This is a genomic window from Azospirillum brasilense (assembly GCF_001315015.1).
Taxonomy (GTDB): Bacteria; Pseudomonadota; Alphaproteobacteria; order Azospirillales; family Azospirillaceae; genus Azospirillum; species Azospirillum brasilense.
Map to the genome: position 1 here is coordinate 1,434,716 of NZ_CP012915.1, position 25,878 is coordinate 1,460,593.

Here is a 25,878-nt window from a genome sequence, read left to right on the forward strand (position 1 = left end):
TCATCGATCTTGTCATTGAATGACACGATCATGCGAAAACGGACAGCATTCCGCATCCCGGATTTTTGGCTCATCTGATGCGTCCTGCACAGCTCGCATGGATGGAGCCTTCAGTCATGCCACTCGCACTGCTGGCGCTGGCAATCAGCGCCTATGCCATCGGAACGACGGAGTTCGTCATCGTCGGCCTGCTGCCGACCGTCGCCACCGACCTGAACGTCAGCCTGCCGATGGCCGGCATGGTGGTCAGCGTCTACGCCCTGGGTGTCACCGTCGGCGCCCCGGTCCTGACCGCGTTGACCGGCCGGCTGCGGCGCAAGCCGCTGCTGCTCGGCCTGATGGGCCTCTTCATCGCCGGCAACCTGCTGGCCGGGGTCAGCCCGAATTATGAGACGCTGCTGGCCGCCCGCGTGCTCAGCGCCTTCGCCCACGGCGTCTTCTTCTCGGTCGGCGCGACCATCGCCGCCGATCTGGTGCCGGAGGACAAGCGCGCCTCGGCCATCGCCATGATGTTCTCCGGCCTGACCATCGCCATCGTCACCGGCGTGCCGATGGGCACCTGGATCGGCCAGCATTTCGGCTGGCGCGCCACCTTCCTGGCGGTGTCCGCTCTGGGCGTGATCGGCGCGCTGGGTGTGGCCGCGTTGGTCCCGGCAAAGCTCAGCCAGCCGCCCGCCGCCGGCCTCGGCACGCAGGTCCGCGTGCTGGCCAAGCCGCGCCTGCTGCTGGCCTTCGCCATCACGGCGCTGGGCTATGGCGGGACCTTCGTCGCCTTCACCTATCTGGCGCCGATCCTGGAGACAATCACCGGCTTCTCCAGCGGCACGGTCAGTCTCGTCCTGGTGCTCTACGGCGCGGCCATCGCGGTCGGCAACATGGTGGGCGGCAGGGTCGCCAACCGCAACCCGGTCCGCGCGTTGGCGTGGCTGTTCGCCCTCCAGGCCGCCGTTCTGATCGTCTTCACCTTCACCGCCTCCAGCCCCGTTCCGGCGCTGGTCACGCTGGCGGGCATGGGCGCGCTGGCCTTCGCCAACGTGCCGGGGCTCCAGCTCTATGTCGTGCAGTTGGCGCAGCGCCACGCGCCGGGCGCGGTGGACGTGGCCTCGGCCCTGAACATCGCCGCCTTCAACTTGGGCATCGCCGCCGGCGCCTTCTTCGGCGGGCGGGTGGTGGACAGCGCCCTCGGCCTCGCGGCAACACCGTGGGTGGGTGGGCTGTTCGTCCTGGGTGGGCTGGCATTGACCCTGCTCAGCGGCGCGCTCGACCGCAAGGACGGGCGCCAAGGCGCCGCCATCGCGCAATCTGCCTGATACACCGAGAAAAACTCAGCCTTCGAGAGGATCGAGACCAATGCACACCGTGACCGCCAACGGCGCCTCCATCCCCGCCCTCGGCTTCGGCACCTTCCGCATGAGCGGCCCCGACGTGCTGCGCATGGTGCCGGAGGTCCTGAAGCTCGGCTTCCGCCACATCGACACGGCCCAGATCTACGGCAACGAGAGCGAGGTCGGCGAGGCCATCAAGGCGTCCGGCCTGCCGCGCGGCGAGGTCTTCCTGACCACCAAGGTCTGGGTCAGCAACTACAAGGCCGACGATTTCCGCCGCTCGGTGGACGAGAGCCTGGCGAAGCTGCGCACCGACTACGTGGACCTGCTGCTGCTCCATTGGCCGAACGAGGCCGTGCCGCTCGCCGAGCAGATCGCGGCGCTGAACACCGTCCGGGCCGCCGGCAAGACCCGCCACATCGGCGTCAGCAACTTCAACCGGGCGCTGCTGGACGAGTCCGTGCGCCTCAGCCCGGCGCCCATCGTGACCAACCAGATCGAATACCATCCCTATCTCGACCAGTCGGTGATGCTGGAGGCGGCGCGCCGCCACGGCCAGTCGGTCACCGCCTATTACGCCATGGCCGACGGCAAGGTCTTCAAGGACCCCGTGCTGGCCGAGATCGCCGCCCGGCTGGACCGGAGCCCCGCCCAGGTGGTCCTGCGCTGGCTGGTGCAGCAGGAGGGGGTGATTGCCCTGTCGAAGACGGTCGGCGAGAAGCGCGCCGCCGAGAACCTCGCCGTCTTCGACTTTGAACTGTCGGAGGCGGACATGGCGGCCATCCATGGCCTCGCCCGCCCCGACGGGCGGATCGTCAGCCCGGACGGTCTGGCCCCCGCCTGGGATTGACGTCCACCGTCTAATGCGGCATCAGGGGCCAGAACAGCGCGATCGCCGTTGTGCCCAGCACGATGACGATCAGCGACAGCGGCAAACCGAGCCGCGCGTAGTCGCTGAAACGGTAGCCGCCCGGCCCCATGACCAGCGTGTTGCACTGGTGCCCGATGGGGGTGAGGAAGTCGCAGCCCGCCCCCACCGCCACCGCCATCAGGAAGGCGTCGGGCCGCAGGCCCAAATGGTTGGCGAGGCTGGCCGCGATGGGGGCCATCACCAGCACGGTGGCCGCGTTGTTCAGGAAGGGCGTCACCGCCATCGCCGCCACCAGCATCAGGGCCAGCGCGCCGACGGGCGGCAGCCCCTGCGCGGCGATGGACAGCCAGCCGGCGATCAGCTCCGTCCCGCCGGTGGTGCGCAACGCCTCGCTGACCGGGATCAGGGCGCCCAGCAGCACCAGGATCGGCAGCTCGATCGACTCGTAGGCTTCCTTCAGCGTGATCACCCGCAACGCCGTCATGGCGACCGCGGCGCCGAAGAAGGCCAGAGTCACCGGGACGAGGCTGGTTGCCACCAGCCCGATGGTCACCGCCATCACCGCCAGCGCGATCCGCCGCTTGCGCCGCCGCCCGATGGACAGGTTGCGCTCCGCCAGCGGCAGGCAGCCGAGTTCGTTCAGCGTGTCCGACAGCCCGGCCGCCCGTGCCTGGAGCACCACCAGATCGCCCGGCTGGAAGCGGACGCGGCGCAGCCGCTGGCGGATCGGCCGGCCGCGCCGGCTGAGCGCCAACAGGTTGGCGCCGTAGCGCTCGCGCAGCTCGACATCCTCCACGTTGCTGCCGATCAGGGGCGAGCGCGGCTCCACCACCGCTTCGAGGACCGCCAGATCCTCGTCGCTCTGCACCCCTTCCAGCTCCTTCTCGTGCATCAGCTCCAGGCCGGCGTGCTTCACGAGGTCGCCCAGCGCCTGGGTGTCAGCCTCCAGCACCAGCACGTCTCCTGCGAGCAGCACCCAGTGGCCGGACGGGATGTGGCGGCGGTGCCGCCCGCGGATGATCGCCGCGACCGTCACGTCGCCCTCGCCGTAGGCCTCCAGGTCGGCGACCGTCTTGCCGACGAAGGGCGACTTCTCCGGCAGCAGCGCCTCCGCCGTGTAGTCGTCGATGGAAAAGCCCCCGGCGCTCCCCGTGGCCGCCTGGCGTCCCGTGGGCAGCAGGCGGTAGCCGACCGTCAGGAAGGCCACACCCGCCACCGCGATGGTCAGGCCGACCGGCGTGAAGTCGAACATGGTGAAGGGCTCGCCGACCATCTCGTTGCGCAGGCGGCTGACGATGATGTTGGGGGAGGTGCCGACCAGAGTCATCAGCCCGCCCAGCAGCGAGCCGAAGGCCATGGGCATCAGCAGCGACGACACCTTCGTGCCGTTGCGCCGCGCCACCTGCATGGCGATGGGCATGAAGATGGCGAGCGCCCCGATGTTCTTGACCACCGCCGACAGCAGCGTCACCGCCCCCGTCAATACGATGATCTGCGCCGGCACGGTCTTCATGCGGGCGCTGAGGGGGCGCATCACCTCCTCGACGATGCCGGAGCGGCCGACCGCCGCGCTGACCACCAGCGCCGAGCCGACGATGATGACGATGTCGTCGGAGAAGCCGCTGAAGGCGTCCTTTGGCTTGACGATCCCGACGGCCACCGCCGCCAGCAGCGCCAGCATGGCGACGAGATCGTAGCGCAGCTTGTCCCAGATCAGCAGCGCGATCACCGCGCCGATGATGCCGAAGGCGAGTCCCTGGTCGAGCGTCATGCAGCCCTTTTTTCGGGAATTGTTGGTGCGTCGTTACTGCGATTTGCCGGACGGGGAGCCCGATGGGGCCGCCTCGCGCCCCTTGCCGGCCCCGCTGGAGCCGGTGTTGGCGTTCGACGGCGACCGGGCGTTCCGGACAAGTTCGCCGCAGTGTGGCTGCTCGTCACTGCCTGGGTCAAGAAAAGGCAGGACGCTGGCCAGCGGCGTCAGCAGGACGCCGAGCGCCACCGCCGCCGCGCCGCGCGCCGCCGACTCCGTCGCGTTTACCCCGATGTCCGGCGCGCCCAGCGTGCCGCGGACATGGACCGGGACATGGGTGGCGAAGATTTGCGGGCTCTTGGCGCGTCCCAGCACGGTCATGTCCATCGCCTCGCTGCGCAGATTGATCGTGCCGTCCGCCGTCACCAGCGTTTCCGGCGTGTCGAGCACCAGGGCGCGGCTTTCCACCAGCCCGTTCTTCACCGTCACGTCGGCGACGAGGCAATTGAACGGCAAGGGCTTGTCGCCGGAGAGGACGACGCCCAGCGTTTCCAGGATGTTGGTCTTCAGCCCCTTGACCGCGTAGCTGGTGATCCGGCCGCCGTCCACGGCGACGCCCAGCTTGCCGTCCGACGCACCCAGGATGTTGGCGACCGTGCTCCCCTGCCCCTTGAGCTGTATGCGCCCGCTGGCGGTGCCGCCCATTTCCTGCGCGAAGGCCGTCTCGCGGAACAGCCGGGCCAGCTTGATCTGCCGGACGTCCAGATTCACGTCCAGCGCCGGGGTCTTGCGCCCGCCGTCCAGCACCGCCGTCCCGGCGACCCGCCCGCCGCCGACGCCGAGCGACAGCGGGTCCAGCACCAGCCGCCCGTTCTCCAGCTTGGCCCGCGCGTCGAGGTCGTCGAGCGTGGAGAAGGGCGCCTCCACATGCTCGCCGCGGAACTTCACGTCCATGTCGGCGGTGCGCAGCTTCTCCAGCGGAACCTCGGTGGCCGGGATGATCCGCTCCCGCCCCTTGGTCGGGTAGTCGCCGCGGCCTTCCGGGGAGGCACCGATGAAGCCCGCCAGATCGATCGCCGCCAGCTTGCGCGAGGTCAGGTCGCCGGTGATCCGGGGGCGCTCGCCGCCCAGGTCCACCGCGACCTGACCGGACAGGTCGCTTTCGCCCACCTTGCCGTTCAGCCCCTCGAACCGCCAGACATCGCCCTCGCGCCCGAGATGGCCTGAGATGGCGTAGGGCCGCGTCGTCGGCACGGGAATGCCCAGGATCGGGAAGACGTCCGCCAGATCGTCGCCGCGCAGATCGACCGACAGGTCCACCCCCTGAAGCTTCACCGGTTCGGCGATGGAGCCCTCGATCTTGCCGCGGGTCTTGCCGATGGCGGTCTCGACCCGCAGGGGATAGGGCTTGGGATCGTCGCGCAGATACTCCAGCGAGCCGCCGGCCGCCGTCAGGGTGAAAGGCTTTCCGGCGAAGTCGCCCTTGCCGTCCAGCCGGACCTCCTGGTCGCCGTTGCCGCCGACCGCGGTGTTGATGCCGCTGTCGATGTCGATCTTGCGGATGGGGTCGCGGAAGCGCAGGCGCCCCTCCTCGACCACCAACGTCTCGATGATCGGCAGGTCGCTGCGGTCTTCCGGCTTCACCGTCTCCTTCGCCGCCTCCTTGCGCGGGTCCGGTCCGCCGAAATCCCAGTTGGCGGCGCCCTCCCGGTTCTTCTCCAGAAGCAGCTTGGGACCCGACAGGCGGATTTCCGGGAACTCGAAGTCGCCGCGCAGCAGCGGCCAGGGGCGAAGCTGAAGGTCCAGAACCCGCAGCTCCGCCATCGTCTTGTCGTCGCTCCATTCCGCGTTGGCGACCCGAAGCCCCTCGACGCGAATGCGCAGCGGGTCCCCCAGCCGGACGTTGAGATCGCCGTCGATGGTGACCTCGCGGTTCAGCGCCTTGGACGCCTGCCGGGCAATGAAGCCGCGGGCGTCGTTCCAGTCGAAGACGGCCAGAGCGATACCGACGCCCGCCGCCACGGTCACCACCAGCCCCAACAGGCCGTAGCCGATCCATTTCACCACGGCCATCCGCCGCGCCCCCCTGCCTGCCTGCACCGCACCCTCTGGCTGAATAACGGTCAAAAGACCGGCGGTGTGGCGCCTTACCTCCAAAGGGCTGAGGAAAGGACGATCTTGCGCGGATTTAACGAAAAATTGAACGAATCAGGCTACGGGTGGTACCGCACGGCTTTCCACTTCCCTCCCGACCCGATAACCATGCGTTCACTTACGAATTTTGCTCCCTCCACCTTCGAGGAGCGCGGCGCCGCCGTGGCATTCACCACGCCGGTTCTGGCGCAGACGCGGGTGCGCAAAGACGACCGGGACAAGCTGGAGGTTCTGATTCCCAACCTGTCGGAGGGGCACGGCGTCTATGTGGTGCCGTGGAAGGGGCTGCCGCTCGCCTTTCCGATGACGGTCCACGACCGCATGTTGCAGGACCTGATCCGCAAGGCGGACGGCTGCTCGCCGGACGACATCCGCAAGGCGGTGCTCCAGGCGGCGCGCTGCGGCCTCGCTGGGCCGTTGGCCGTGGAGGCGGCCGAGGCCGCACTCCGCGACGAGGACGAGCAGCGGCTGCTCATCAACTACCAGCTCATCGTCGAGGTGCTGAAGGCGGTCGGTCTGGAGTCGACGGATATCCTGCGCGCCGGCCTCGGTTCCGAAAAGGGTGAGCAGCTGACCCGCAGCTACATGACCAAGGCGGCGCAGAGCCTCGCCCTGGAACCGACCGAGCTGTACACGCGGGTGGCCGAGCTGGCGACCTTCATGGAACCGGTGGGCATCGCCACCTCGCCGAAGCCGGCGCGGCTGCGCCGTCTGGCGCGCGACCTGCTGCAGTTCCGCGACAGCATGACCGAATGGTCGAACGGCAACGTGTCGGAGGCCGCCCCCATCGGCACCTTCTGCGCCGAGGTGGCGGAGCACACGCTCAACCAGGTCCGAAACGTGGTGAACCAGCTCGACCAGTCGGTCGCGGCCTTCGAACTGCTGCTGCGCCAGTGGGACACCAAGCGCACGCTGGTGCGGAAGGCGACCACCCGGCTGTCCTGGCTGCTCGACGGCTGGGACTTCATCATCACGAGCTGGGCGGAAGCCCAGACCCGGAGCAAGCACGAGCAGGACATGACCGTGCACGAGCTGTTCCGCGTGCTGCCCCTGCTGCCCAGGGACGAGGAAAAGTCCGATCACGCGCTTCAGGCCAACGGGCTGCTGGCCGCGAACCGCCGCACGGTGCGGGCCTATGTGGATTGGCGCAGCGGCCAGCTCGACACCGACCTCGTGATGCGGATCGAGGCGATCAAGGGGAAGGCGGCCTGACCATGACCACGGACCCCAAGGCCCTTCTCAGCCTCGGCACCAAGCTGCTGGACATCGACGAGGCCCGGTTCCGGCAGGTGGTCGACCTGCTGCAGCAGATCGGCGACCATCCGGAGGTCCGGCACACCTTCTCGCTGATCCGCCCCCGTCTGGCGGAGGTTCGGCCCAGGCGGCGCGCGACCTTCAAGCGGCTGTTCTGCGAACCGTTCGAGGACCTGTTCCAGCTTCCCACCGGCAACCAGCCGGCTCCGCTGAACAAGGTGGACCGCGATGCCGTCAACGCCCTGTGGCCGCTGGTGGAGGGTCAGATCGGCAAGGAGCGGCTGCGCGGCGTCGCCGGCGCGCTGGGCGACAGCGCGGCACGGGTGGAACCGGCCCGCGCCTTCTGGTCCATGGCCTCCGCCGCCGTGGCCGACATTCTGGAGCAGACGGAAACGGGGCGCTTCGCGGACGAACTGGGGCTGCGGCTGAATCCCGACCGCCTCCGCACCATCGAGGACATCGCCCGCATCCTGACCATCGCCCAGCCGGTGGCCGAACTGAAGGCCGTCCTGTCGCCCAAGCCGATCCAGAAGCTGCACAAGGACCATCTGGACGGCATCCAGGCCATCGGTCGGCAGGTCGCGCGTGGGCGGCCGGAGGCGCTGAAGCTGTTCATCCTGCTGGCGGCGGCCCGCCTGTCCGACCCGTCGATCCTTCTGGGCAGCCTTTGGGACATGGATCTGGGCCAGAAGTCCAGCGATCGCGCCACCCTGTTCCTGGATCTCAGCGGCACGGTGGTGGCGCAGATCGAGGAACGGTCGCGCGGCGTCGCCTCCGCCGCCGGCGGCACGGTGGACCGCATGGCCGCCGCCACCCTCGCGGTCGATCTGGTGGCCAGCCTGGAGGCCACGCGCAACGCCATGGAGCACAGCCGCAACAAGGACTTCGACCAGCGGCTGAAGATCATCCGCAACTCCGTGCACGAGCTGGTGCGCACCCAGGTGCTGGACGGGGCGGAGACCGAAATCCTCTCCGCGGTGGAAACCCTGATTCCGGGCACCGACACCGCGCGGATGGCGCAGGTGGAGAACCAAGCCCGCGCCCTGCGCAAATGCTCGACCATCGCCGACACGCTGGGCCTGCGCGGCGCGTTGAAGAGCGTGACCCAGCAGGCCACCGCGTCGCTGACCGGCACGGCGCGGCAATCGCTGGCCGACGGCGTCGGCAACGCGCGGACCGGCTACACCGCCATCCGCATGATCGAGCTGATTGCCGGACCGGCGGAGGCCAACCAGATCATGGACGACATCCTGAGGGGTGGGCGCCGCTGAGGGTACCAGGGAGATCGCATGACACGCCGCGGAGGCTATGTCGGCTGGGCGCTGCCCGAGGCCGAACGCGCCCGCCTGCTGGCGCTGTTCCCGGCGCGCTACGGCCGTACCGTCGCCCATCACGTCACGTTGGCCCACGGCGTCGGGGCACGTCATCCGCTGCCCACGGAGCGTGAGGGAACGGTCCTGGGGCTGGCCGACGATGGGGAGAGCGTGCAGGCTTTGGTCGTCGCCATCGCCGGGACGACCGACCGGCCCGGCGGCGGGACCTACCACGTCACATGGTCGCTGGGACCGGACCGTCGCGCAGTGGACTCCAACGGGGTGATCGCGCGCCTCGGCTGGACTCCGGTGGAGCCGGTCGCCGTCCGGCTGGAGCCTCGCTTCTTCCCGCTTTAAGCGCCGGGGCCGCCGCTGGCGTTGGCCTCGGCCGCCGCGCCGCGGTTCAGCGCCTGCTCGCGGTGGAAGACGAACAGGCCGCTGCCGATGATGAGCAGCGCGCCCACGATGATGCGCAGGGTCGGCGCCGTTCCCCAAACCAGCAGGTCCAGCACCACCGCCCAGATGATCGACACATACTGGAACGGCACGACGACCGCCGCCGGGCTGAGCTGGAGCGAGCGGTTCATCGCCGCGTGCCCGGCCAGCGCCGTGACGCCCAGCGCCCCCAGCAGCAGGAAGTCCAGCCCCGGCGGCGGCACCCAGACCAGCGGCAGCGCCGCGCCGCCGAGCAGGCCGGTGCCGAAGGTCTGGAAACTGACCAGCGACAGGTTGCTCGAATCGCGCAGCAGCCGGGTCGAGATCAGGCCGGTGGAGAAGACCAGCGTACCGAACAGGGCGACCAGCGACGGCACCGCGTCGAACTGGCCCGTCGGGTTCAGCACGATCACCACCCCGGCGAAGCCGACCACCACCGCGACCCAGCGGCGCCAGCCCACCTTCTCGCCGAGCAGCGGCACCGAGAGGGCGGTGACGATCAGCGGGGCGGCCATGTAGATGGTCATGACGTTGGCGAGCGGCAGCGACCGCACCGCCCAGTAGAAGCACGCGACCTCCCCCGCCACGCAGCCGACGCGCAGAAGATGCAACGGCAGCCGCTTCACCGCGAAGACCGACCGCACCCCCTCGCGCAGAATCAGCGGGGCCAGCAGCATCGCGCCGAACAGGCTGCGGATGGCCAGCAGCATCGCCACCGGATAGTCGGCGACCAGCCATTTGCCGAGCGCGTCGTTGATGGTGAACAGCGACATGCCCAGCAGCATCAGCAGGATGCCCAGGCGGGTGTCGGTGGCGGCGGAGGACGGGGTGCTGGAGGCGATCATCTCGGTTCACGCAAAAAATCCCTCCCCCCGCGCACGGCGGGGGAAGGGATGGGATCGGGGCGGCAAAATGACGGGTGCGCGCGGTTCAGACCACGCCCTTCTCCCGCAGGGCCGCGATGTCCGCCGCGCATAGGCCCAGCGCCTGCTCCAGCACGGCGTCGGTGTGCTGGCCGAGCGTCGGCGGCGCCACCGTGTGCTCGATGGGGGTCGCGGAGTAGCGGATCGGGCTCGCCACCGTCGGCACCGTCCCGGCGGTCGGGTGCGGCAGGTCCTGGTGGATGTGGCGTGCCTGGACGTGGGGGTCGGCGAAGACCTGCGACACGTCGTTGATCGGCCCGCAGGGCACGCCCACCGCCTCCAGAGCCGACAGCCAGTCGCGGCTGGTCCGCTGCTCCAGCAGCAGTTCCAGGATCGGCACCAGCTCCTTGCGGTTGGCGACGCGGGCCGGGTTGGTGGCGTAGCGCGGGTCCTGCGCCAGCTCCGGACGTCCGGCGACCTGACAGAACTTGGCGAACTGCCCGTCGTTGCCGACCGACAGGATGATGTGGCCGTCCAGCGTGGCGAAGGCCTGATAGGGCACGATGTTCGGGTGGGCGTTGCCAAGACGCTGCGGCGCCTTGCCGCCAACCAGATAGTTCATGGCCTGGTTCGCCAGCACCGCCACCTGCACGTCGAGCAGGGCGAGGTTCACCCACTGCCCCTCCCCCGTCCGGTCGCGGTGGGCCAGCGCGCCGAGCACGCCGATGGTGGCGTAGAGGCCGGTGAAGACGTCGGTCACCGCGACGCCGACCTTGACCGGTCCGCCGCCCGCCTCGGCGTCGGGCTGGCCGGTGATGCTCATCAGCCCGCCCATGCCCTGGATCATGAAATCGTAGCCGGCGCGCTTGGCGTAGGGACCGTCCTGCCCGAATCCGGTGATCGAACAGTAGACGAGGCCGGGGTTGACCGCCTTCAGGCTGTCATAGTCCAGCCCGTACTTGACCAGCCCGCCGACCTTGAAGTTCTCGATGACCACATCGGCCTGGGCGGCCAGCTTGCGGACCAGCTCCTGGCCTTCCGGGCGTTCGAAGTCGATGGTGATCGACCGCTTGCCACGGTTGGTGGAGAGGAAATAGGCCGACTCCTCCCCGGCCCAGGGGGGACCCCAGGCGCGGGTGTCGTCCCCGGCGCCGGGCCGTTCGACCTTGATGACGTCGGCGCCGAGATCGGCCAGCGTCTGCGCCGCCCACGGCCCGGCGAGCACGCGGGAGAGTTCCAGGACACGGACATGGGAAAGCGGGCCGGGCATGCTCTACATCCCTATAAATTCGACCATTTTCCCCTCGCCCCTCTGGGGAGAGGGTCAGGGTGAGGGGGCGCCCGCAGGGCGTCCACGCACTGCAATGAGCCGGCGTTGTCGGCCTTCGGCCGCCCCCTCATCCAACCTTCTCCCCGCTCTCGGCGGCCAAAGGCCGCCTGTCGCCGACAGCGCCCGCGAGCGGGCGCGAAAGGGAGGGGAGAAGGCTTTGACATTCACCTCACGCGAAGGCCTGGATACCGGTGATGGCGCGGCCCAGGATCAGCGCGTGGATGTCGTGCGTGCCCTCGTAGGTGTTCACCGCCTCCAGGTTCATCACGTGGCGGATGACGTGGAACTCGTCGGCGATGCCGTTGCCGCCGTGCATGTCACGGGCGACGCGGGCGATCTCCAGGGCCTTGCCGCAGTTGTTGCGCTTGATGAGCGAGATCATCTCCGGCGCGGCCTTGCCCGCGTCGAGCAGGCGGCCGACCTGCAGCGCGGCCTGCAGGCCGAGCGCGATCTCCGTCTGCATGTTGGCGAGCTTGAGCTGCGGGATCTGGTTCGCAGCCAGCGGGCGGCCGAACTGCTTGCGGTCGATCTGGTACTGGCGGGCGGCGTGGAAGCAGAACTCCGCGGCGCCCATGGCGCCCCAGGCGATGCCGTAGCGGGCGCGGTTCAGGCAGCCGAACGGGCCGACGATGCCCTCGATGTTCGGCAGACGGTTCTCCTCCGGCACGAAGACCTCGTCCATGACGATCTCGCCGGTGGCCGAGGCGCGCAGCGAGAACTTGCCCTCGATCTTCGGCGCCGACAGGCCCTTCATGCCCTTTTCGAGCACGAAGCCGTTGATCTTGCCCTCGTCATTCTTCGCCCAGACGACGAAGACGTCGGCGACCGGCGAGTTGGTGATCCACATCTTCGCGCCGCTGACGATGTAACCGTCCGCGACCTTCCTGGCGCGGGTCTTCATGCCGGCGGGGTCGGACCCGGCGTCCGGCTCGGTCAGGCCGAAGCAGCCGATCCACTCGCCAGTGGCGAGTTTGGGCAGGTACTTCTCGCGCTGGGCGTCGCTGCCGTAGGCGTAGATCGGGTGCATGACCAACGAGGACTGCACCGACATGGCGGAGCGGTAGCCGCTGTCCACCCGCTCGACCTCGCGGGCGACCAGACCGTAGGAGACGTAGTTGACGCCGGCGCAGCCGTAGCCGTCGATCGTCGAGCCGAGGAAGCCCAGCTCGCCCATCTCGTTCATGATCTCGCGGTGGAAGATCTCGTGCCGGTTGGCCTCGGTCACGCGCGGCAGCAGCTTGTCCTGGCAATAGCTGCGCGCGGCGTCGCGGATCATCCGCTCGTCTTCGGTCAGCTGCTCGTCGAGGAGCAGCGGGTCCTCCCAGGCGAAGGAAGCGAGCTTGGCGGAGGCGGCTCCGGTCTTGGCGGCCATGTCTATATGTCTCCCTAGGTCCGATGCGCCCCAACATGGCGCGGTCGCTTTCATGGTTCAAATACATTTATCAGGGGACTTTAATATGATCCTCATATAAGACACTGGTATGGACCTGCGCCATCTCCGCCATTTCGTCGCCGTTGCCGAGGAGCTGCATTTCAGCCGCGCCGCCGCCCGTCTGGGCATCGGCCAGCCGCCGCTCAGCCAGTCGATCCAGGCGTTGGAGGCCGAGTTGGGCGCCCGCCTGTTCGAGCGCACCAAGCGCCGGGTCGAGCTGACCGAACCCGGACAACTCCTTCTCGGCGAGGCGCGGGAGATCCTGGCGCGGGCGGAGCGCGCCGCCGTGCTGACCCGCCGCGCCGCCAAGGGCGAGGTCGGCGAGCTGCGCGTCGGCTTCACCGCGGCGGCCCCCTTCCTGCCGATGGTGCCGCGGATCATCGACGCTTACCGCCGCGCCCATCCCGACGTGCATTTGACCCTGGTCGAGCTGCCGTCCAAGCAGCAGTTGACTGCGCTGGCCGACCGCCGGCTCGACGTCGGCTTCATCCGTGAACCGCGCTTCGTCCCCGAGCCCGACTCCTTCCGCTTCCACGACGTGGTGCGCGAGCCGTTGCTGGCGGTGATGCGCGCCGACCATCCGCTGGCCGGGCGGGATGTCGTGCCGCTGGCCGCGCTGCGCGACGAGCCCTTTGTCTTCTACCCCGCCGATTTCGGCACCAGCACGCACGAGCAGGTCTTCGCCCTGTGCGCCGCCGCCGGATTCCGCCCCAACGTGACCCAGGACGCGCGCGAGGCCTTCACCATCATCGGGCTGATCGCCGCCGGGCTGGGCGTGTCGATTCTTCCCGGCCAGCTTCGGCAGGTGGCGCTGGAAGGGGTCGTGTACCGGCCGCTCGACACGCCGGACGCCGTCACCACCCTGCAACTGGCCCAACGGAGCAACGAAAGTTCGCCCCTGGTGAAAAAATTCACCGGTCTGGTGGAGCGGATCGTTCCGTTTGTTCCACCCCTCACTGGCGCGTGAGCGGCGACTCGGGAAAAATCGCCGGTCCAGACCCTGAACCTCCCAAAGTCTGGGTTTTCAAGCGGTCAAGGAAGGAGCAAACTCCCGTTCAAACCGCGTGCACGGCCTTCGCAGATGCACAAAATTTCGTCAGACCGTTGAATTGATCGCGACGCGAGCAACGGGCTTGTCGAATTTATTAAACGGGTATACCGTCTGGCCCATTGCATAGGTCCTGTGTCGGGAACGCAACCCTGGCCCCGGACCGCGCTCGGGACACCTCGGACGGGGGGAGGATGATGGACGGCGGCATGGTCACGACCGCACAGGCACTGGTGCGCTTCGTCGGGGTCCAGAAGACCTATGACGGCGAACACCTCGTGGTGAAGAACCTCGACCTCGACATCAAGAAGGGCGAGTTCGTCACCCTGCTCGGCCCTTCGGGCTCGGGCAAGACGACCACGCTGATGATGCTGGCCGGCTTCGAGGTCCCCACCCACGGCGATATCTATCTCGCCGACCGGCCGATCAAGAACATGCCGCCGCACAAGCGCGACATCGGCATGGTCTTCCAGAACTACGCGCTGTTCCCCCACCTGACGATCGAGGAGAACGTCGCCTTCCCGCTGACTGTGCGCAAGATGCCGCGGTCCGAGGTGAAGGAGCGGGTGCGCTCGGCGCTGCGCATGATCAAGCTGGAGAATCTGGCGCACCGCCATCCCGGCCAGCTGTCGGGCGGCCAGCAGCAGCGCGTGGCGCTCGCCCGCGCGCTGGTCTTCAACCCGCAGCTCGTCCTGATGGACGAACCGCTGGGCGCGCTCGACAAGCGGCTGCGCGAGCACATGCAGCTTGAGATCAAGCAGCTGCACGAGACGATGGGCATCACCGTCGTCTACGTCACCCACGACCAGAGCGAAGCGCTGACCATGTCGGACCGCATCGCTGTGTTCAACGACGGAATCGTGCAGCAGATCGACAAGCCGGATGCGCTGTACGAACGCCCGGTCAACAGTTTCGTCGCCAACTTCATCGGCGAGAACAACGTGCTGAGCGGCACCGTCGAGAATATTGAACAGGGCTTCTGCCGGGTGGCGCTGGCGTCGGGCGGTTCGGTCGTGGCGCAGGCGATCAACGTCGCGGGCGCCGGGGCCGCCACCGCGCTGTCGGTCCGACCGGAGCGCATCAGCATCCTGACCGACGGGAAAGCCCCGGACGGCATGAACGCCCTGCCCGCCCAGGTGCAGGACACCATCTATCTCGGCGACCACGCGCTGGCCGTGCTGAAGGTCGCCGGCAACGGGGAATTCATGGTCAAGCTGCCGCCGGGCGCCCATGCGGGCCTCAGCCACGGCCAGAGCGTGTCCATCGGCTTCCGCCCCGAGGACTGCCGGGCGCTCGATCCCGTGTGATCGACAGCAACCCGTCCGTCCGGTCTCTCCGGGAGGGGGGACCGGGGGCGCGCACCACCTCCTGACGCAACCACACATAATGAAGGAACGGGGACGATGTCGAAGCTTAAGGTGGCAGTTGGGTTCCTTGCGACGTTCACCGCCGGTGTGGCGCTGGCCACCGCCGCGCAGGCCCGCGACCTGACGGTCGTGTCCTGGGGCGGCGCCTATCAGGAAGCCCAGAAGAAGGTCTATTTCGAGCCGTTCAAGAAGGCCGGCACCCCGATGAACGACGAGTCCTGGGACGGCGGCGTCGGCGTGCTGCGCGCCAAGGTCCAGGGCGGTGCTGCGACCTGGGACGTCGTCCAGGTGGAGAGCGAGGAGCTGGCCATCGGCTGCGAAGAGGGCTTGTTCGAGACGATGGAGTTCAACCGGATCGGCGGCGAGCAGGCCTACCTGCCGCAGACCGTCGATGCCTGCGGCGTCGGCGCGATCGTGTATGACTTCGTGCTCGGCTACGACAAGGACAAGCTGAAGGACGCGCCGAAGAGCTGGGCCGACTTCTTCGACACCACCAAGTTCCCGGGCAAGCGCGGCCTGCGCCAGGGCGCCAAGACCACGCTGGAAATCGCTCTGATGGCCGACGGCGTCGCCCCGAAGGACGTCTACAAGGTTCTGGGCACCGAAGAGGGGCTGGAGCGCGCCTTCAAGAAGCTGGACACCATCAAGAACGACATCGTCTGGTGGAAGGCCGGCGCCCAGCCGCCGCAGCTGCTGGCCTCGGGCGAGGTGGCGATGACCTCGGTCTACAACGGCCGCATCGACGCCGCCAACAAGGCCGAGAAGAAGAACTTCGGCATGGTGTGGAACGGCGCGCTCTACACCATCGACAGCTGGGTGATCCTGAAGGGCAGCCCGAACAAGGAAGCCGCCTACAAGTTCCTCGACTTCGTCGGCAAGGCGGAGAACCAGGCCAAGCTGTCCGAGAACATCGCCTACGGCACCTCCAACAAGGACGCCCCGTCCAAGCTGGCCCCGGCGGTTCTGACGGACCTCCCGACCGCTCCGGACAACATGAAGAACGCGGTCGAGATCAGCGTTCCCTTCTGGTTGGAGAATCTCGACCGCCTGACCGAGCGCTTCAACAAGTGGGCGGCGAAGTAAGCCGCTGAGCGGTGCCCCCACCCTAACCCTCCCCCGCTGACGCAAGGGAGGGGACCAATCTCCCTCCCCTGCGTCAGCGGGGGAGGGCCGGGGTGGGGGCCCACCTCGACCACCCGACACACGACTCTACCGCATTTTTCGAAATAGGCCGCCCATGACAGCCGCGTTCGTCGCCGGCGCCGATGCGTCGTCCGAGGTGCCTCTCAAGCGCCGCCTGAAACGGGCGGAGCGGACGCGCCGGCTCAAGGCCCTGGCGCTGATCCTGCCGCTCCTCCTCTTCCTGCTCTTCACCTTCCTCGGTCCCATCGCCGGCATGCTCTGGCGGTCGGTCGACGACTGGGAGGTGCGTCAGGTTCTGCCCCACACCGTCGCGGCCCTGGCCGATTGGGACGGCAAGGATGTTCCGGGCGAGCCGGCCTTCGCCGCGCTCGCGGGCGACATCCGCACGGCGCGCGACGCCGGCACCGTCGCCATCGCGTCCAAGCGGCTGAACTACGCGTTGAACGGCTTCCGCACCATCATGTCGGGCACGGCGCGCAACCTGAAAGCCCTGCCCGAACCCGGCACCGCCAAGGACACGCTGATCGGCATCAACCCGGCCTGGGGCGAACGCGCCACCTGGGTGGCGATCAAGAGTGCCAGCGGGCCGCTCACCAGCTTCTACCTGCTGGGCGCGCTGGATCTGACGCGCAACGTGGACGGCGCCATCGTCGCAGCGCCCGAGGAGCAGGCGATCTACCGCGACGTCTTCGGGCGCACCTTCACCATCAGCCTCGGCGTGACGGTCCTCTGCCTGATCCTGGGCTTCCCGGTCGCCTACATGCTGGCGACGCTGCCCACGGGCCAGTCCAACGTGCTGATGATCTTCGTGCTGCTGCCCTTCTGGACCTCGCTTCTGGTGCGCACCTGCGCCTGGATCGTCGTGCTGCAGAGCGAGGGCATCGTCAACGACAGCCTGCGCTGGATCGGCCTGATCGACGAGCCGCTGCGGCTGATCTACAACCGCTTCGGCGTCTATGTGGCGATGACGCACGTGCTGCTGCCCTTCATGATCCTGCCGCTCTACAGCAGCATGCGGTCGATCTCCCCGGCCTACATGCGGGCCGCGGCGTCGCTCGGCGCCTCGCCGGTCACCGCCTTCCTGCGCATCTATCTGCCGCAGACCGTGCCCGGCATCGGGGCGGGCAGCCTGCTCGTCTTCATCCTGGCCATCGGCTACTACATCACGCCGGCCCTGGTGGGCGGCGCCGCCGACCAGATGATCAGCTACTTCATCGCCTTCTACACGACGGAAACCGTCAACTGGGGTCTGGCCTCGGCGCTGGGTGCCGTGCTTCTGCTCGCCACGCTGCTGCTGGCCGTCGTCTATGGAAAGCTGGTCCACGGCCAGCAGGTCACGGGAGGGATGAAGAATTGAGCGACAATCACGCCCCCCGCACCGCCAGCCAGCGCGTCGCCTGGATCACCACCGTGGTCATGGCCTCGCTGGTGCTGGTCTTTCTGATGGCGCCGATCCTGGCGATCATGCCGCTGTCCTTCAGCTCCGGCTCCTACCTGACCTACCCGTTGCCGGGCCTGTCCCTGCGCTGGTACGAGGATTTCCTGAACTCCCCGCGCTGGGTGTCGTCGCTGAAGAACAGCGTCATCATCGGGGTGGCCTCGACCATCCTGTCGATGGTTCTGGGCACGCTCGCCTCGCTCGGCCTCGCCCAGTGGAAGAGCAAGTTCAAGCCGCTGGTGCTCGCCATCGTGCTGTCGCCGGTCGTCGTTCCGGGTGTCATCACCGCGGTCGGCCTGTACTTCTTCTTCGCGCCGCTGGGCCTGACCGGCAGCTACGCCGGGCTGATCCTGGCGCACACCGCGCTGTCCACGCCCTTCGTGGTCATCACGGTCAGCGCGACGCTGCAGAGCTTCGACATGAATCTGGCGCGGGCCGCGGCCTCGCTCGGAGCCTCGCCGATCTACGCCTTCCGCCGGGTGATCCTGCCGCTGATCCTGCCGGGTCTGGCATCCGGCGCCCTGTTCGCCTTCGCCACCAGCTTCGACGAAGTGGTGGTGGTGCTGTTCATGGCGGGACCGGAGCAGCGCACCCTGCCCCGCGAGATGTTCAGCGGCATCCGCGAGAACATCAGCCCGACCATCACGGCGGCGGCGGTGATCCTGACGACCATCTCGGTCATCCTGCTCGCCACGCTGGAGGCGCTGCGCCGCCGCAACGAGCGGCTGAAGGGCAACCTGCGCTGAGCCTCATTCTGGGGAATTCAACCCTCTCCCCTCTGGGGAGAGGGTGGCCCGAAGGGCCGGTGAGGGGGTTGCGCGTCGCGGTACGTCCGGCAACAGCGCAACCCCCTCACCCTACCCCTCTCCCCAGAGGGGAGAGGGAACGGACTATGAAGAGGGAATTACAGGTACGGCGGGGTGCAGGCGCTGATGATTTCGCATTCCTCGTCGCCGAGGTTGCGGAAGCGGTGCGGGATGCGGCTGTCGAACAGATAGGCGTCGCCGGGGCCGAGGATTTCCTTGCGGTCGCCGACCGTCAGCTCAATCCGGCCCTTGATGACGATGCCGCCCTCCTCCGATTCGTGCTGGAGCATGGTGCGGCCGCCGGTGTCGGCGCCGGGGGCGTATTTCTCGTGCAGCACCTGGAGGTTGCGGCCGCGCAGGTCGCCCACCTGCCGGAAGGAGATGGAGCCGACCCGGCTCTTCACCAGACCGGTCAGCTCGACCAGATCACCGCCCTTGAAGAAGATCTGCTCGCGCGGCGGCAGGTCGTCGGAGGAGAAGAACTCCGCCAGGGTCATCGGAATGCCCTGAAGCACCTTGCGCAGCGAGGAGACGGACGGGCTGCACCGGTTCTGTTCGATCAGCGAAATGGTGCCGTTGGTCACGCCCGCCCGTTGCGCCAACTGGCGCTGGGACAGGGCGTGCGCTTCGCGAACCTGCTTGAGGCGCGCGCCCACGTTGAAATCGACAGCATCCACATCCATGGATCGGTTCCTCGCTCCTGACCGGAAGGCATACCGGATTCGCGTGTGTGCGTCATCAAAAACTCAACACCCGATTAGGGTTGTTTAATTTATTAAACATGGGTACGCTCCCTTCACATCGCAAATCGAGGCTGATTTCCATGCTGTCGCTGAACGACCAGAGCCTTCTTCGGACACAAGCCTATGTGAACGGCGCGTGGCGCGACGCCTTCTCCGGCAAGACCTTCGCGGTGACCAACCCGGCGACGGGCGAGGAACTGGCCCAGGTCGCCGACGTCGGCGCGGAAGAGACGCGGCAGGCCATCAACGCCGCCGACGCCGCCCTGCCCGCCTGGCGCGCCAAGACCGCGAAGGAGCGCGCGGCCATCCTGCGCCGCTGGTTCGAGCTGATCATGGCGGCGCAGGAGGATCTGGCCGTCCTGATGACGCTGGAGCAGGGCAAGCCGCTGGCCGAGGCCCGTGGCGAGGTCGCCTACGGCGCCAGCTTCATCGAGTGGTTCGCCGAGGAGGGCAAGCGGGTCTACGGCGACGTGATCCCCAGCTTCGCCGGCAACAAGCGCATCGTCGTCCTGAAGGAGCCGATCGGCGTCGTCGCGGCGATCACCCCCTGGAACTTCCCCAACGCGATGATCACCCGCAAGGTCGGCCCGGCTCTGGCCGCCGGCTGCACCATCGTGGTCAAGCCGGCGGAGGACACCCCGCTGTCCGCCCTGGCGCTGGCCGAGCTGGCCGAGCGCGCGGGCGTCCCGGCCGGGGTGTTTAACATCGTCACCGGGTCCGACCCGGTCGCCATCGGCGGCGAGCTGACCGCCAGCCCGATCGTGCGCAAGCTGTCTTTCACCGGCTCGACCGAGGTCGGCAAGATCCTGATGCGCCAGTCGGCCGACACGGTGAAGAAGGTGTCGCTGGAGCTGGGCGGCAACGCGCCCTTCATCGTGTTCGACGACGCCGACCTGGACGAGGCGGTCAAGGGCGCCCTCGCGTCCAAGTACCGCAACTCCGGCCAGACCTGCGTCTGCGCCAACCGCCTGCTGGTCCAGGCCGGTGTCTACGACGCCTTCGCCGCCAAGCTGGCCGAGGCGGTGAAGCAGATCCGCGTCGGCAACGGCATGGAGGCCGGGATCACCCAGGGCCCGATGATCAACGGCCAGGCCGTCGAGAAGGTCGAGGAGCTGATGGGCGACGCGCTGGCCAAGGGCGCCACGGTCGCGCTCGGCGGCAAGCGCCATGGCCTGGGCGGCACCTTCTTCGAGCCGACGATCCTGACCGGCGTCACCACCGAGATGCGCGTGGCCCGCGAGGAGATCTTCGGCCCGGTGGCCCCGCTGTTCAAGTTCGAGACGGAGGCCGACGCCATCCGCATGGCGAACGACACCGAGTTCGGTCTGGCCGCCTATTTCTACAGCCGGGACATCGGCCGGGTGTGGCGCGTCGCCGAGCAGCTCGAATACGGCATGGTCGGCATCAACGAAGGCATCCTGTCGACCGAGGTCGCGCCGTTCGGCGGCATCAAGCAGTCGGGCATCGGGCGGGAAGGCTCCAAGTACGGTGTGGAGGACTTCCTGGAGATCAAGTACCTGTGCGTCGGCCTGGGCGCCTGACGCCATCCTTTCCAATCGGGGGTTTGAGATGAGCAACCAGTCCTTCCAGGATCGTCGCAACGCCGCCGTTCCGCGCGGCCTCGCCAACGCCATGCCGGTCTATGTCGACCGCGCCGAGAACGCCGAGCTGTGGGACGTCGAGGGCAACCGCTTCATCGACTTCGCGGGCGGCATCGCGGTGCTGAACACCGGCCACCGCCATCCGAAGATCATCGAGGCGGTGAAGGCCCAGCTCGACCGCTTCACCCACACCTGCGCGATGGTCACGCCCTACGAGTCCTTCGTGACCCTGGCGGAACGGCTGAACGCGCTGGTTCCAGGCTCCACGCCGAAGAAGACCGCCTTCTTCACCACCGGTGCCGAAGCCGTCGAGAACGCCGTGAAGATCGCCCGCGCCCACACGGGCCGTCCGGGCGTGATCGCCTTCTCCGGCGCCTTCCACGGCCGCACGCTGCTGGCGATGGCGCTGACCGGCAAGGTCGTGCCCTACAAGGTCGGCTTCGGCCCCTTCCCGGCCGAGGTCTACCACGCGCCCTTCCCCAACGCCTACCGCGGGGTCAGCGTCCAGGACAGCCTGAAGGCGCTGGAGCAGCTGTTCAAGTCGGACGTCGACGCCACCCGCGTCGCCGCGATCATCGTGGAGCCGGTGCAGGGTGAGGGCGGCTTCAACATCGCCCCGCCGGAGTTCCTGCAGGCGCTGCGCAAGATCTGCGACGACAACGGCATCCTGCTGATCATCGACGAGATCCAGACCGGCTTCGCCCGCACCGGCAAGATGTTCGCCATCGAGCATTCCGGCGTCGAGCCCGACCTGATGACCATGGCGAAGAGCCTGGCCGGCGGTTTCCCGCTGTCGGCGGTCACCGGCAAGGCGGAGATCATGGACGCCCCGATCCCCGGCGGCATCGGCGGCACCTACGCCGGCAGCCCGCTGGCGACCACCGCGGCTCTGGCCGTGCTGGACGTCATCGAGGAGGAGAAGCTGATCCAGCGCTCCAACGACCTGGGCGAGCGCATCGCCGGCCGCTTCCGCACCATGGCCCAGCGCAACACGCTGTCGGTGATCGGCGACGTGCGCAACCTGGGCGGCATGATCGCCATGGAGCTCGTGAAGGACCGCGGCACCAAGGAGCCGGCGGCGGAGCTGACCAAGGCGCTGGTCGCCAAGGCGGCGGAGAAGGGCCTCGTCCTGCTGTCCTGCGGCACCTACGGCAACGTGATCCGCATCCTGGTCCCGCTGACCGCGTCGGACGCGCTGGTGGACGAGGGCCTGGACATCATCGAGCGCTCCCTGGAGGAGCTGGTGTCGGCCTGATATCCGGCCTGATTTTTCAGTGAAGTCCCCAGACTGCACGCCCTCCTTCCCGCAAGGGAAGGAGGGTTTCTTTTGTGCGCCCGCCCGCCCGCGCTTTAGGATGAGGGCGCGGAGCGGTGGGGCAAGCGCATGGCCGGCGGGATCGACATCGTCATCATCAAGAAGAATGGTCTGGCCGACGCCGGGGCCAGCGTCTTCAGCGAGGTCGCGGAAACCCTGTGTTTCGCGCTGCGCCGCCTGGGCATCGACGCGCTGGGCGAGCGCGGCCTGACCGTGGTCAGCCTCCAGCATTATTACGGGGCGCTGCGCGACCGCTTCGTCGCCGACGCCAAGCTGGTGCTGAACCTGCATTACTACGAGGCGGGCATCTTCGAGATCGTCCGCGTCTCGCACCTGCTGTCGAACCGCAAGGCGGTGCTGGCCGAGCGCCACCCCGACACCGAGATCGACCCCGACCTTCCGGACGCCATGGCCTTCGCCCCCTACGACGGGCTGGTCGAGGCCGCCTGCGCGCTGGTCGCCGACGATGCGCGGCGGGCGGCGCTGGCTGAGGCGGGACAACGGCGCATGAGGGACCGGGACGCGGCGGCGCTGATGCGCAACGCCGCCGCGGACCTCGGTCTTTCCCTCGCTGAGCCCGGCGCGCTCACCGGCTCCTGACGCGCCCGCTCAAATCTCGACGACCGGCGTGAAGCCGCCGAAGATCAGCCGCTTCCCATCGAAGGGCATCGGATTTTTCTCCGCGCTGAACCGCTCGTCGGTCTTCATCAGCTCTTCCATCCGCTTCATGGCGGCGTCCCGCGTGGCCTTGTCCGGCCATTCGATCCAGGAGAAGACGACCGTCTCGTCGTCCGTCGCCTGCACCGCCCGGCGGAAATCGGTGAGCTTGCCGTTGGGCACGTCGTCCCCCCAGCATTCGAGGACGCGCGTCGCGCCAAGCTCCTTGAACACGCTGTCGGCCTTGTTGGCGTGGTCGATGAAGGCCTGCTTGTTGGCCGTCGGCACCGCGATGACGAACCCGTCGATGTAAGACATGTCTTTCCTCCCCTTGTTTGTTTGGCGTTCCGGCCCCGCCCGTCAGGACGCCGCCGCGTCCGGGCACTTCGCACCGGTGTGGTTCAGCATCCACGGCGTGCCGAAGCGGTCGATGAACATGGCGAAGCGCTCGGCCCAGAAGGTCTCGCCCGGCGGCATCTCCACGGACCGGGCGTCCTTCGCCAGCACAGCAAAGATGCGGTCGAACTCGGCGAGCGACGGCGGGGCGATCTGCACCCGGAATCCCTGCGGCGTGCTGTACATGCTGTCCGGCGAGTCGGACGCCATCACCGTGGTCGCCCCCAGCTTCACCATCATGTTCATCACGAGGTGATCGCCGCCGGGCATCCGGCTGTCCACGTCCGGGGCATCGCCGTTGCGGAACACATAGACGACCTCGCCGCCGAGGGTCTCGGCGTAGTGGGTCATCGCCTCCAGGCAGGTCCCGTTGAAGAACAGGTAGATCGTCGGTTCCATGGTGTCGTTTCCTCCCGGTAAGACTGTTTTTGGGTCAGAGCGCCTTGGGTCAAAGCGTCTTGGCGAGGGCTTCGAGCTGGTCGGTCGCTTTGCCCCAGCCCTCGTGGAAGCCCATCTTTTCGTGCTCGTCGCGCGCCTCGGCGCTCCAGTGCATGGCGCGCGCGGTGTAGAGGGTCCGGCCGGCGCCCGCGTCCTCGAACCGCACATCGGCGGTCATGAAGGCCCGACCCGACGGCCGCCAGCCGGGGCGGAAGGCGTCGGTGAAGACCAGACGCCGCCCCTCCTCCACGTCGAGGAAGACGCCGGGCTCGCCGAAGGATTCGCCGTCCGGACCGTTCATCAGCGTGAAGAACTCGCCGCCCGGCCGCAGGTCCATCCGCGCCTCGGACACGAACCAGGGCTTGGGGCAGAACCATTGTTTCAGCAGCTCGGGTTCGGACCAGCAGCGCCACAGCGCGCCGCGCGGCGCGTCGAGGCTGCGGGTCAGAACGAGGTCGCGCTCACCTTCCGTCATGGGGAGTCCCTTTCGAACGGGTCTGTGAAAAGAGCAGCGTGAGGTAGCGTTTCAGGTGATCGACGCTGTCCAGCGCGTCCTCGCGCCCGCCCGTCGCCTTGGCGAGGATGAAGGCGCCCTGGAGCACGGCCTGGGTGTGCCGCGCGAGGCTCGCCGGGGTCCAGTCGGCTGCGATGCCGCGCGCCGCCATGGCCGCCGCGATGTCCGGCTCCAGCGTCGCCGCGTGGCCGAAGATGCTGGAGGCGCAGGCGTCGCGGATCGCCGGATGCGACCCGTAGACCTCCTGCGTCATGGTGCCGACGAGGCAGGTGAACTCGGCGGGATCGCCGTCGATGATCGCCTTGCGGAAGTCGACATAGCCGAACAGCCGGTCGAGCGGGTCTTCAAGCCGGTGGTAAGGCGCGTTCTCGAAGAAGGCCGAGGTGGTTTCCGCCCAATAGGCGGCGGCGGCGACGCCGAGCGCTTCCTTGGTCTCAAAATGATGGAAGAACGCGCCCTTGGTGACCCCCGCCGCCTTGCAGAGATCATCGACGGAGGTCGCCGCGAAGCCCTTGGCCCGAATGACGTCCCGCGCCGCTTCGAGAAGCCGGGTGCGGGCATCGCCGCGTTCGGGGTGATGTTTGGCGGGTCTCGGCATGGGTCGAAACATACCGAACGGTTGGTATGGGTGTCAAGCGCGGAGAGACGCTATCCCCTCTTCAGCAACGTGAAGCGGGCCAAGAATGTCGGCGATCATGCTCCGCCCAGAAGCAATCAGCGTCGCAGCCATCGTTATTGACGACTATGCGCCCATCTGTCTGGGCAATCTTCTGATCTCAGAGAACCCAAGAGACCAGACCAGCACAAGAGAGTATGAAAAACAGACCAACCAAGAAATGATCATACTCATTGCAAAACTGAATATAAATTTAAAATTCGAGACATGGATGTTGTAACGCTTACCGGATCGACGATCCCAATCTATGTCCATCCATACGCTCCAATCAATATACATAAGAACAATAACAATAATGAAAAGCGGAACAGAACACAGGAGCTTCCAAAGCCGACTCCTTGTCCGCAGCCTCTCCTCAGCCACAAGGACATGAGCCAAATGCCAGGAGCCGTTCATCAGAAAGATCAGCACCCAAGAGATGCAAGTCAGGAAATGCACGGTGTGCATATGAACCACCACGGGCACACGCGCCGCGTAACCATGCGCCGCAAGGTCTCCAGCAAGGCGGGGGATAGCTCCGAGCACCATCCCTACGGCGTCGTGAACGGGCAGGAATGCGCCTAGATACGCTTTAGCAATGCTGCCATTCGACGGAACAACCATCCAGATCACAGTGTAGAGAATAGCTCCCCAAAAAATTAACTGGGCTCCTTTGCGAGCTCTCGACCGGTGAAAGGCCAGCGCTTGCTCCGGCTCTGCGACACTCTCCCTAAGCGCCTGGGCGATCTCACTCTCGCGGAGTTGAAGGTCCGGCGCCCGGACATTCCGCACAACATCGAACGCGATGCCAATGGCCACGACAATCATCGCTGCCGCTGCCGAACCCGCCCCAAGCGACGCAATCATGACCGCGAACAGAGTGGCGGTGCCACGACGGAATATGGTACGGGAAAGAGCGAGCACGGTCGGCGGAAGGTGCGTTGCGGTCGCCGATATGCTATCGCCTCGCCCGCGATCCGTCCACGAAAACCACAACCCATCCATGCAACGGGACGCCCGCTGCAGAGCG

The 25,878-nt window shown here is 67.6% G+C and carries 24 protein-coding genes; 13 read left to right on the plus strand and 11 right to left on the minus strand.

Annotated elements, in window-relative coordinates:
• Nucleotides 1-116 precede the first annotated feature (116 nt).
• Both AMK58_RS20240 and AMK58_RS20245 read left to right on the plus strand, forming a co-directional pair.
• Nucleotides 117-1,310 carry an MFS transporter gene (locus AMK58_RS20240; protein ID WP_035678356.1) on the plus strand — a complete coding sequence of 398 codons (1,194 nt, stop codon included), beginning with the start codon at nt 117-119 and terminating at the stop codon, nt 1,308-1,310.
• Between the two features lie 40 nt (nt 1,311-1,350).
• The gene (locus AMK58_RS20245; protein ID WP_035678354.1) at nt 1,351-2,175 is read left to right on the plus strand and encodes an aldo/keto reductase; all 825 of its coding nucleotides are present in this window, start codon (nt 1,351-1,353) and stop codon (nt 2,173-2,175) included.
• A gap of 10 nt (nt 2,176-2,185) precedes the next feature.
• On the opposite strand, the gene AMK58_RS20250 is transcribed toward AMK58_RS20245, so the two are convergent.
• Both AMK58_RS20250 and AMK58_RS20255 read right to left on the minus strand, forming a co-directional pair.
• Entirely contained in the window at nt 2,186-3,967 is a 1,782-nt protein-coding gene (locus AMK58_RS20250; RefSeq protein ID WP_035678351.1) for an SLC13 family permease, read from the minus strand.
• A gap of 33 nt (nt 3,968-4,000) precedes the next feature.
• The gene (locus AMK58_RS20255; RefSeq protein WP_035678348.1) at nt 4,001-6,019 is read right to left on the minus strand and encodes an AsmA family protein; all 2,019 of its coding nucleotides are present in this window, start codon (nt 6,017-6,019) and stop codon (nt 4,001-4,003) included.
• Between the two features lie 189 nt (nt 6,020-6,208).
• Here AMK58_RS20255 and AMK58_RS20260 point away from each other — a divergent pair, with 189 nt between their 5' ends.
• Genes AMK58_RS20260 through AMK58_RS20270 form a run of 3 tightly spaced genes read left to right on the plus strand, consistent with a single transcriptional unit; the run spans nt 6,209 to nt 9,024 of the window.
• The gene (locus AMK58_RS20260) at nt 6,209-7,312 is read left to right on the plus strand and encodes a hypothetical protein (protein WP_035678345.1); all 1,104 of its coding nucleotides are present in this window, start codon (nt 6,209-6,211) and stop codon (nt 7,310-7,312) included.
• Between the two features lie 2 nt (nt 7,313-7,314).
• On the plus strand, nt 7,315-8,625 hold the full coding sequence (locus AMK58_RS20265) for a hypothetical protein (RefSeq protein ID WP_035678342.1): 1,311 nt from the start codon (nt 7,315-7,317) through the stop codon (nt 8,623-8,625).
• An 18-nt stretch (nt 8,626-8,643) separates the two neighbouring features.
• Complete coding sequence (locus AMK58_RS20270) at nt 8,644-9,024, plus strand: Rossmann-fold NAD(P)-binding domain-containing protein (protein WP_035678339.1); 381 nt, start codon at nt 8,644-8,646, stop codon at nt 9,022-9,024.
• Here the strand turns inward: AMK58_RS20270 and AMK58_RS20275 are convergent.
• From AMK58_RS20275 to AMK58_RS20285, 3 genes are all read right to left on the minus strand, one after another.
• The gene (locus tag AMK58_RS20275; RefSeq protein WP_035678337.1) at nt 9,021-9,947 is read right to left on the minus strand and encodes a DMT family transporter; all 927 of its coding nucleotides are present in this window, start codon (nt 9,945-9,947) and stop codon (nt 9,021-9,023) included. The two genes, AMK58_RS20270 and AMK58_RS20275, sit on opposite strands and share 4 nt — an antisense overlap.
• 85 nt (nt 9,948-10,032) lie before the next feature.
• Nucleotides 10,033-11,235, minus strand: a complete 1,203-nt coding sequence (locus AMK58_RS20280) for a CaiB/BaiF CoA transferase family protein (RefSeq protein WP_035678336.1) — start codon at nt 11,233-11,235, stop codon at nt 10,033-10,035.
• A gap of 229 nt (nt 11,236-11,464) precedes the next feature.
• Complete coding sequence (locus AMK58_RS20285) at nt 11,465-12,667, minus strand: acyl-CoA dehydrogenase (protein ID WP_035678334.1); 1,203 nt, start codon at nt 12,665-12,667, stop codon at nt 11,465-11,467.
• Nucleotides 12,668-12,776: 109 nt separating this feature from the next.
• On the opposite strand from AMK58_RS20285, the gene AMK58_RS20290 reads away from it, so the two are divergent.
• From AMK58_RS20290 to AMK58_RS20310, 5 genes are all read left to right on the plus strand, one after another.
• Nucleotides 12,777-13,694 (plus strand): LysR substrate-binding domain-containing protein, encoded by a 918-nt coding sequence (locus tag AMK58_RS20290; RefSeq protein WP_035678332.1) that lies wholly within the window; start codon nt 12,777-12,779, stop codon nt 13,692-13,694.
• Nucleotides 13,695-13,972: 278 nt separating this feature from the next.
• A complete protein-coding gene (locus AMK58_RS20295; protein ID WP_059399433.1) occupies nt 13,973-15,082 on the plus strand; it encodes an ABC transporter ATP-binding protein in 1,110 nt (369 codons plus the stop codon).
• Between the two features lie 96 nt (nt 15,083-15,178).
• Nucleotides 15,179-16,225, plus strand: a complete 1,047-nt coding sequence (locus AMK58_RS20300; RefSeq protein ID WP_035678328.1) for an ABC transporter substrate-binding protein — start codon at nt 15,179-15,181, stop codon at nt 16,223-16,225.
• Nucleotides 16,226-16,379: 154 nt separating this feature from the next.
• On the plus strand, nt 16,380-17,642 hold the full coding sequence (locus AMK58_RS20305) for an ABC transporter permease (protein WP_035678326.1): 1,263 nt from the start codon (nt 16,380-16,382) through the stop codon (nt 17,640-17,642).
• Nucleotides 17,639-18,469 (plus strand): ABC transporter permease, encoded by an 831-nt coding sequence (locus AMK58_RS20310; RefSeq protein ID WP_035678323.1) that lies wholly within the window; start codon nt 17,639-17,641, stop codon nt 18,467-18,469. The genes AMK58_RS20305 and AMK58_RS20310 overlap by 4 nt, the downstream gene beginning before the upstream one ends.
• Nucleotides 18,470-18,627: 158 nt before the next feature.
• Here AMK58_RS20310 and AMK58_RS20315 read toward each other — a convergent pair whose 3' ends face one another.
• Nucleotides 18,628-19,212, minus strand: a complete 585-nt coding sequence (locus AMK58_RS20315) for a cupin domain-containing protein (RefSeq protein WP_014198218.1) — start codon at nt 19,210-19,212, stop codon at nt 18,628-18,630.
• Nucleotides 19,213-19,352: 140 nt separating this feature from the next.
• On the opposite strand from AMK58_RS20315, the gene gabD reads away from it, so the two are divergent.
• The 3 genes from gabD to AMK58_RS20330 all read left to right on the plus strand — a co-directional run bounded on the left by gabD (nt 19,353) and on the right by AMK58_RS20330 (nt 22,788).
• Nucleotides 19,353-20,813: an NADP-dependent succinate-semialdehyde dehydrogenase gene (gabD, locus tag AMK58_RS20320; protein ID WP_175424480.1), complete on the plus strand. Its 1,461-nt coding sequence runs from the start codon at nt 19,353-19,355 to the stop codon at nt 20,811-20,813.
• A 28-nt stretch (nt 20,814-20,841) separates the two neighbouring features.
• On the plus strand, nt 20,842-22,128 hold the full coding sequence (gene gabT / locus AMK58_RS20325; protein ID WP_035678320.1) for a 4-aminobutyrate--2-oxoglutarate transaminase: 1,287 nt from the start codon (nt 20,842-20,844) through the stop codon (nt 22,126-22,128).
• Nucleotides 22,129-22,257: 129 nt separating this feature from the next.
• Nucleotides 22,258-22,788: a hypothetical protein gene (locus AMK58_RS20330; RefSeq protein ID WP_051140569.1), complete on the plus strand. Its 531-nt coding sequence runs from the start codon at nt 22,258-22,260 to the stop codon at nt 22,786-22,788.
• Between the two features lie 9 nt (nt 22,789-22,797).
• On the opposite strand, the gene AMK58_RS20335 is transcribed toward AMK58_RS20330, so the two are convergent.
• From AMK58_RS20335 to AMK58_RS20355, 5 genes are all read right to left on the minus strand, one after another.
• The gene (locus tag AMK58_RS20335) at nt 22,798-23,163 is read right to left on the minus strand and encodes a DUF1428 domain-containing protein (protein ID WP_035678317.1); all 366 of its coding nucleotides are present in this window, start codon (nt 23,161-23,163) and stop codon (nt 22,798-22,800) included.
• Nucleotides 23,164-23,205: 42 nt separating this feature from the next.
• Nucleotides 23,206-23,640: a VOC family protein gene (locus tag AMK58_RS20340; protein WP_035678316.1), complete on the minus strand. Its 435-nt coding sequence runs from the start codon at nt 23,638-23,640 to the stop codon at nt 23,206-23,208.
• Between the two features lie 49 nt (nt 23,641-23,689).
• The gene (locus AMK58_RS20345) at nt 23,690-24,154 is read right to left on the minus strand and encodes an SRPBCC family protein (protein ID WP_035678313.1); all 465 of its coding nucleotides are present in this window, start codon (nt 24,152-24,154) and stop codon (nt 23,690-23,692) included.
• Nucleotides 24,141-24,791: a TetR/AcrR family transcriptional regulator gene (locus tag AMK58_RS20350; protein ID WP_035678310.1), complete on the minus strand. Its 651-nt coding sequence runs from the start codon at nt 24,789-24,791 to the stop codon at nt 24,141-24,143. Before AMK58_RS20350 ends, AMK58_RS20345 begins: the two co-directional genes overlap by 14 nt.
• A gap of 144 nt (nt 24,792-24,935) precedes the next feature.
• Nucleotides 24,936-25,853 carry a hypothetical protein gene (locus AMK58_RS20355; RefSeq protein ID WP_059399345.1) on the minus strand — a complete coding sequence of 306 codons (918 nt, stop codon included), beginning with the start codon at nt 25,851-25,853 and terminating at the stop codon, nt 24,936-24,938.
• Nucleotides 25,854-25,878 lie beyond the last annotated feature (25 nt).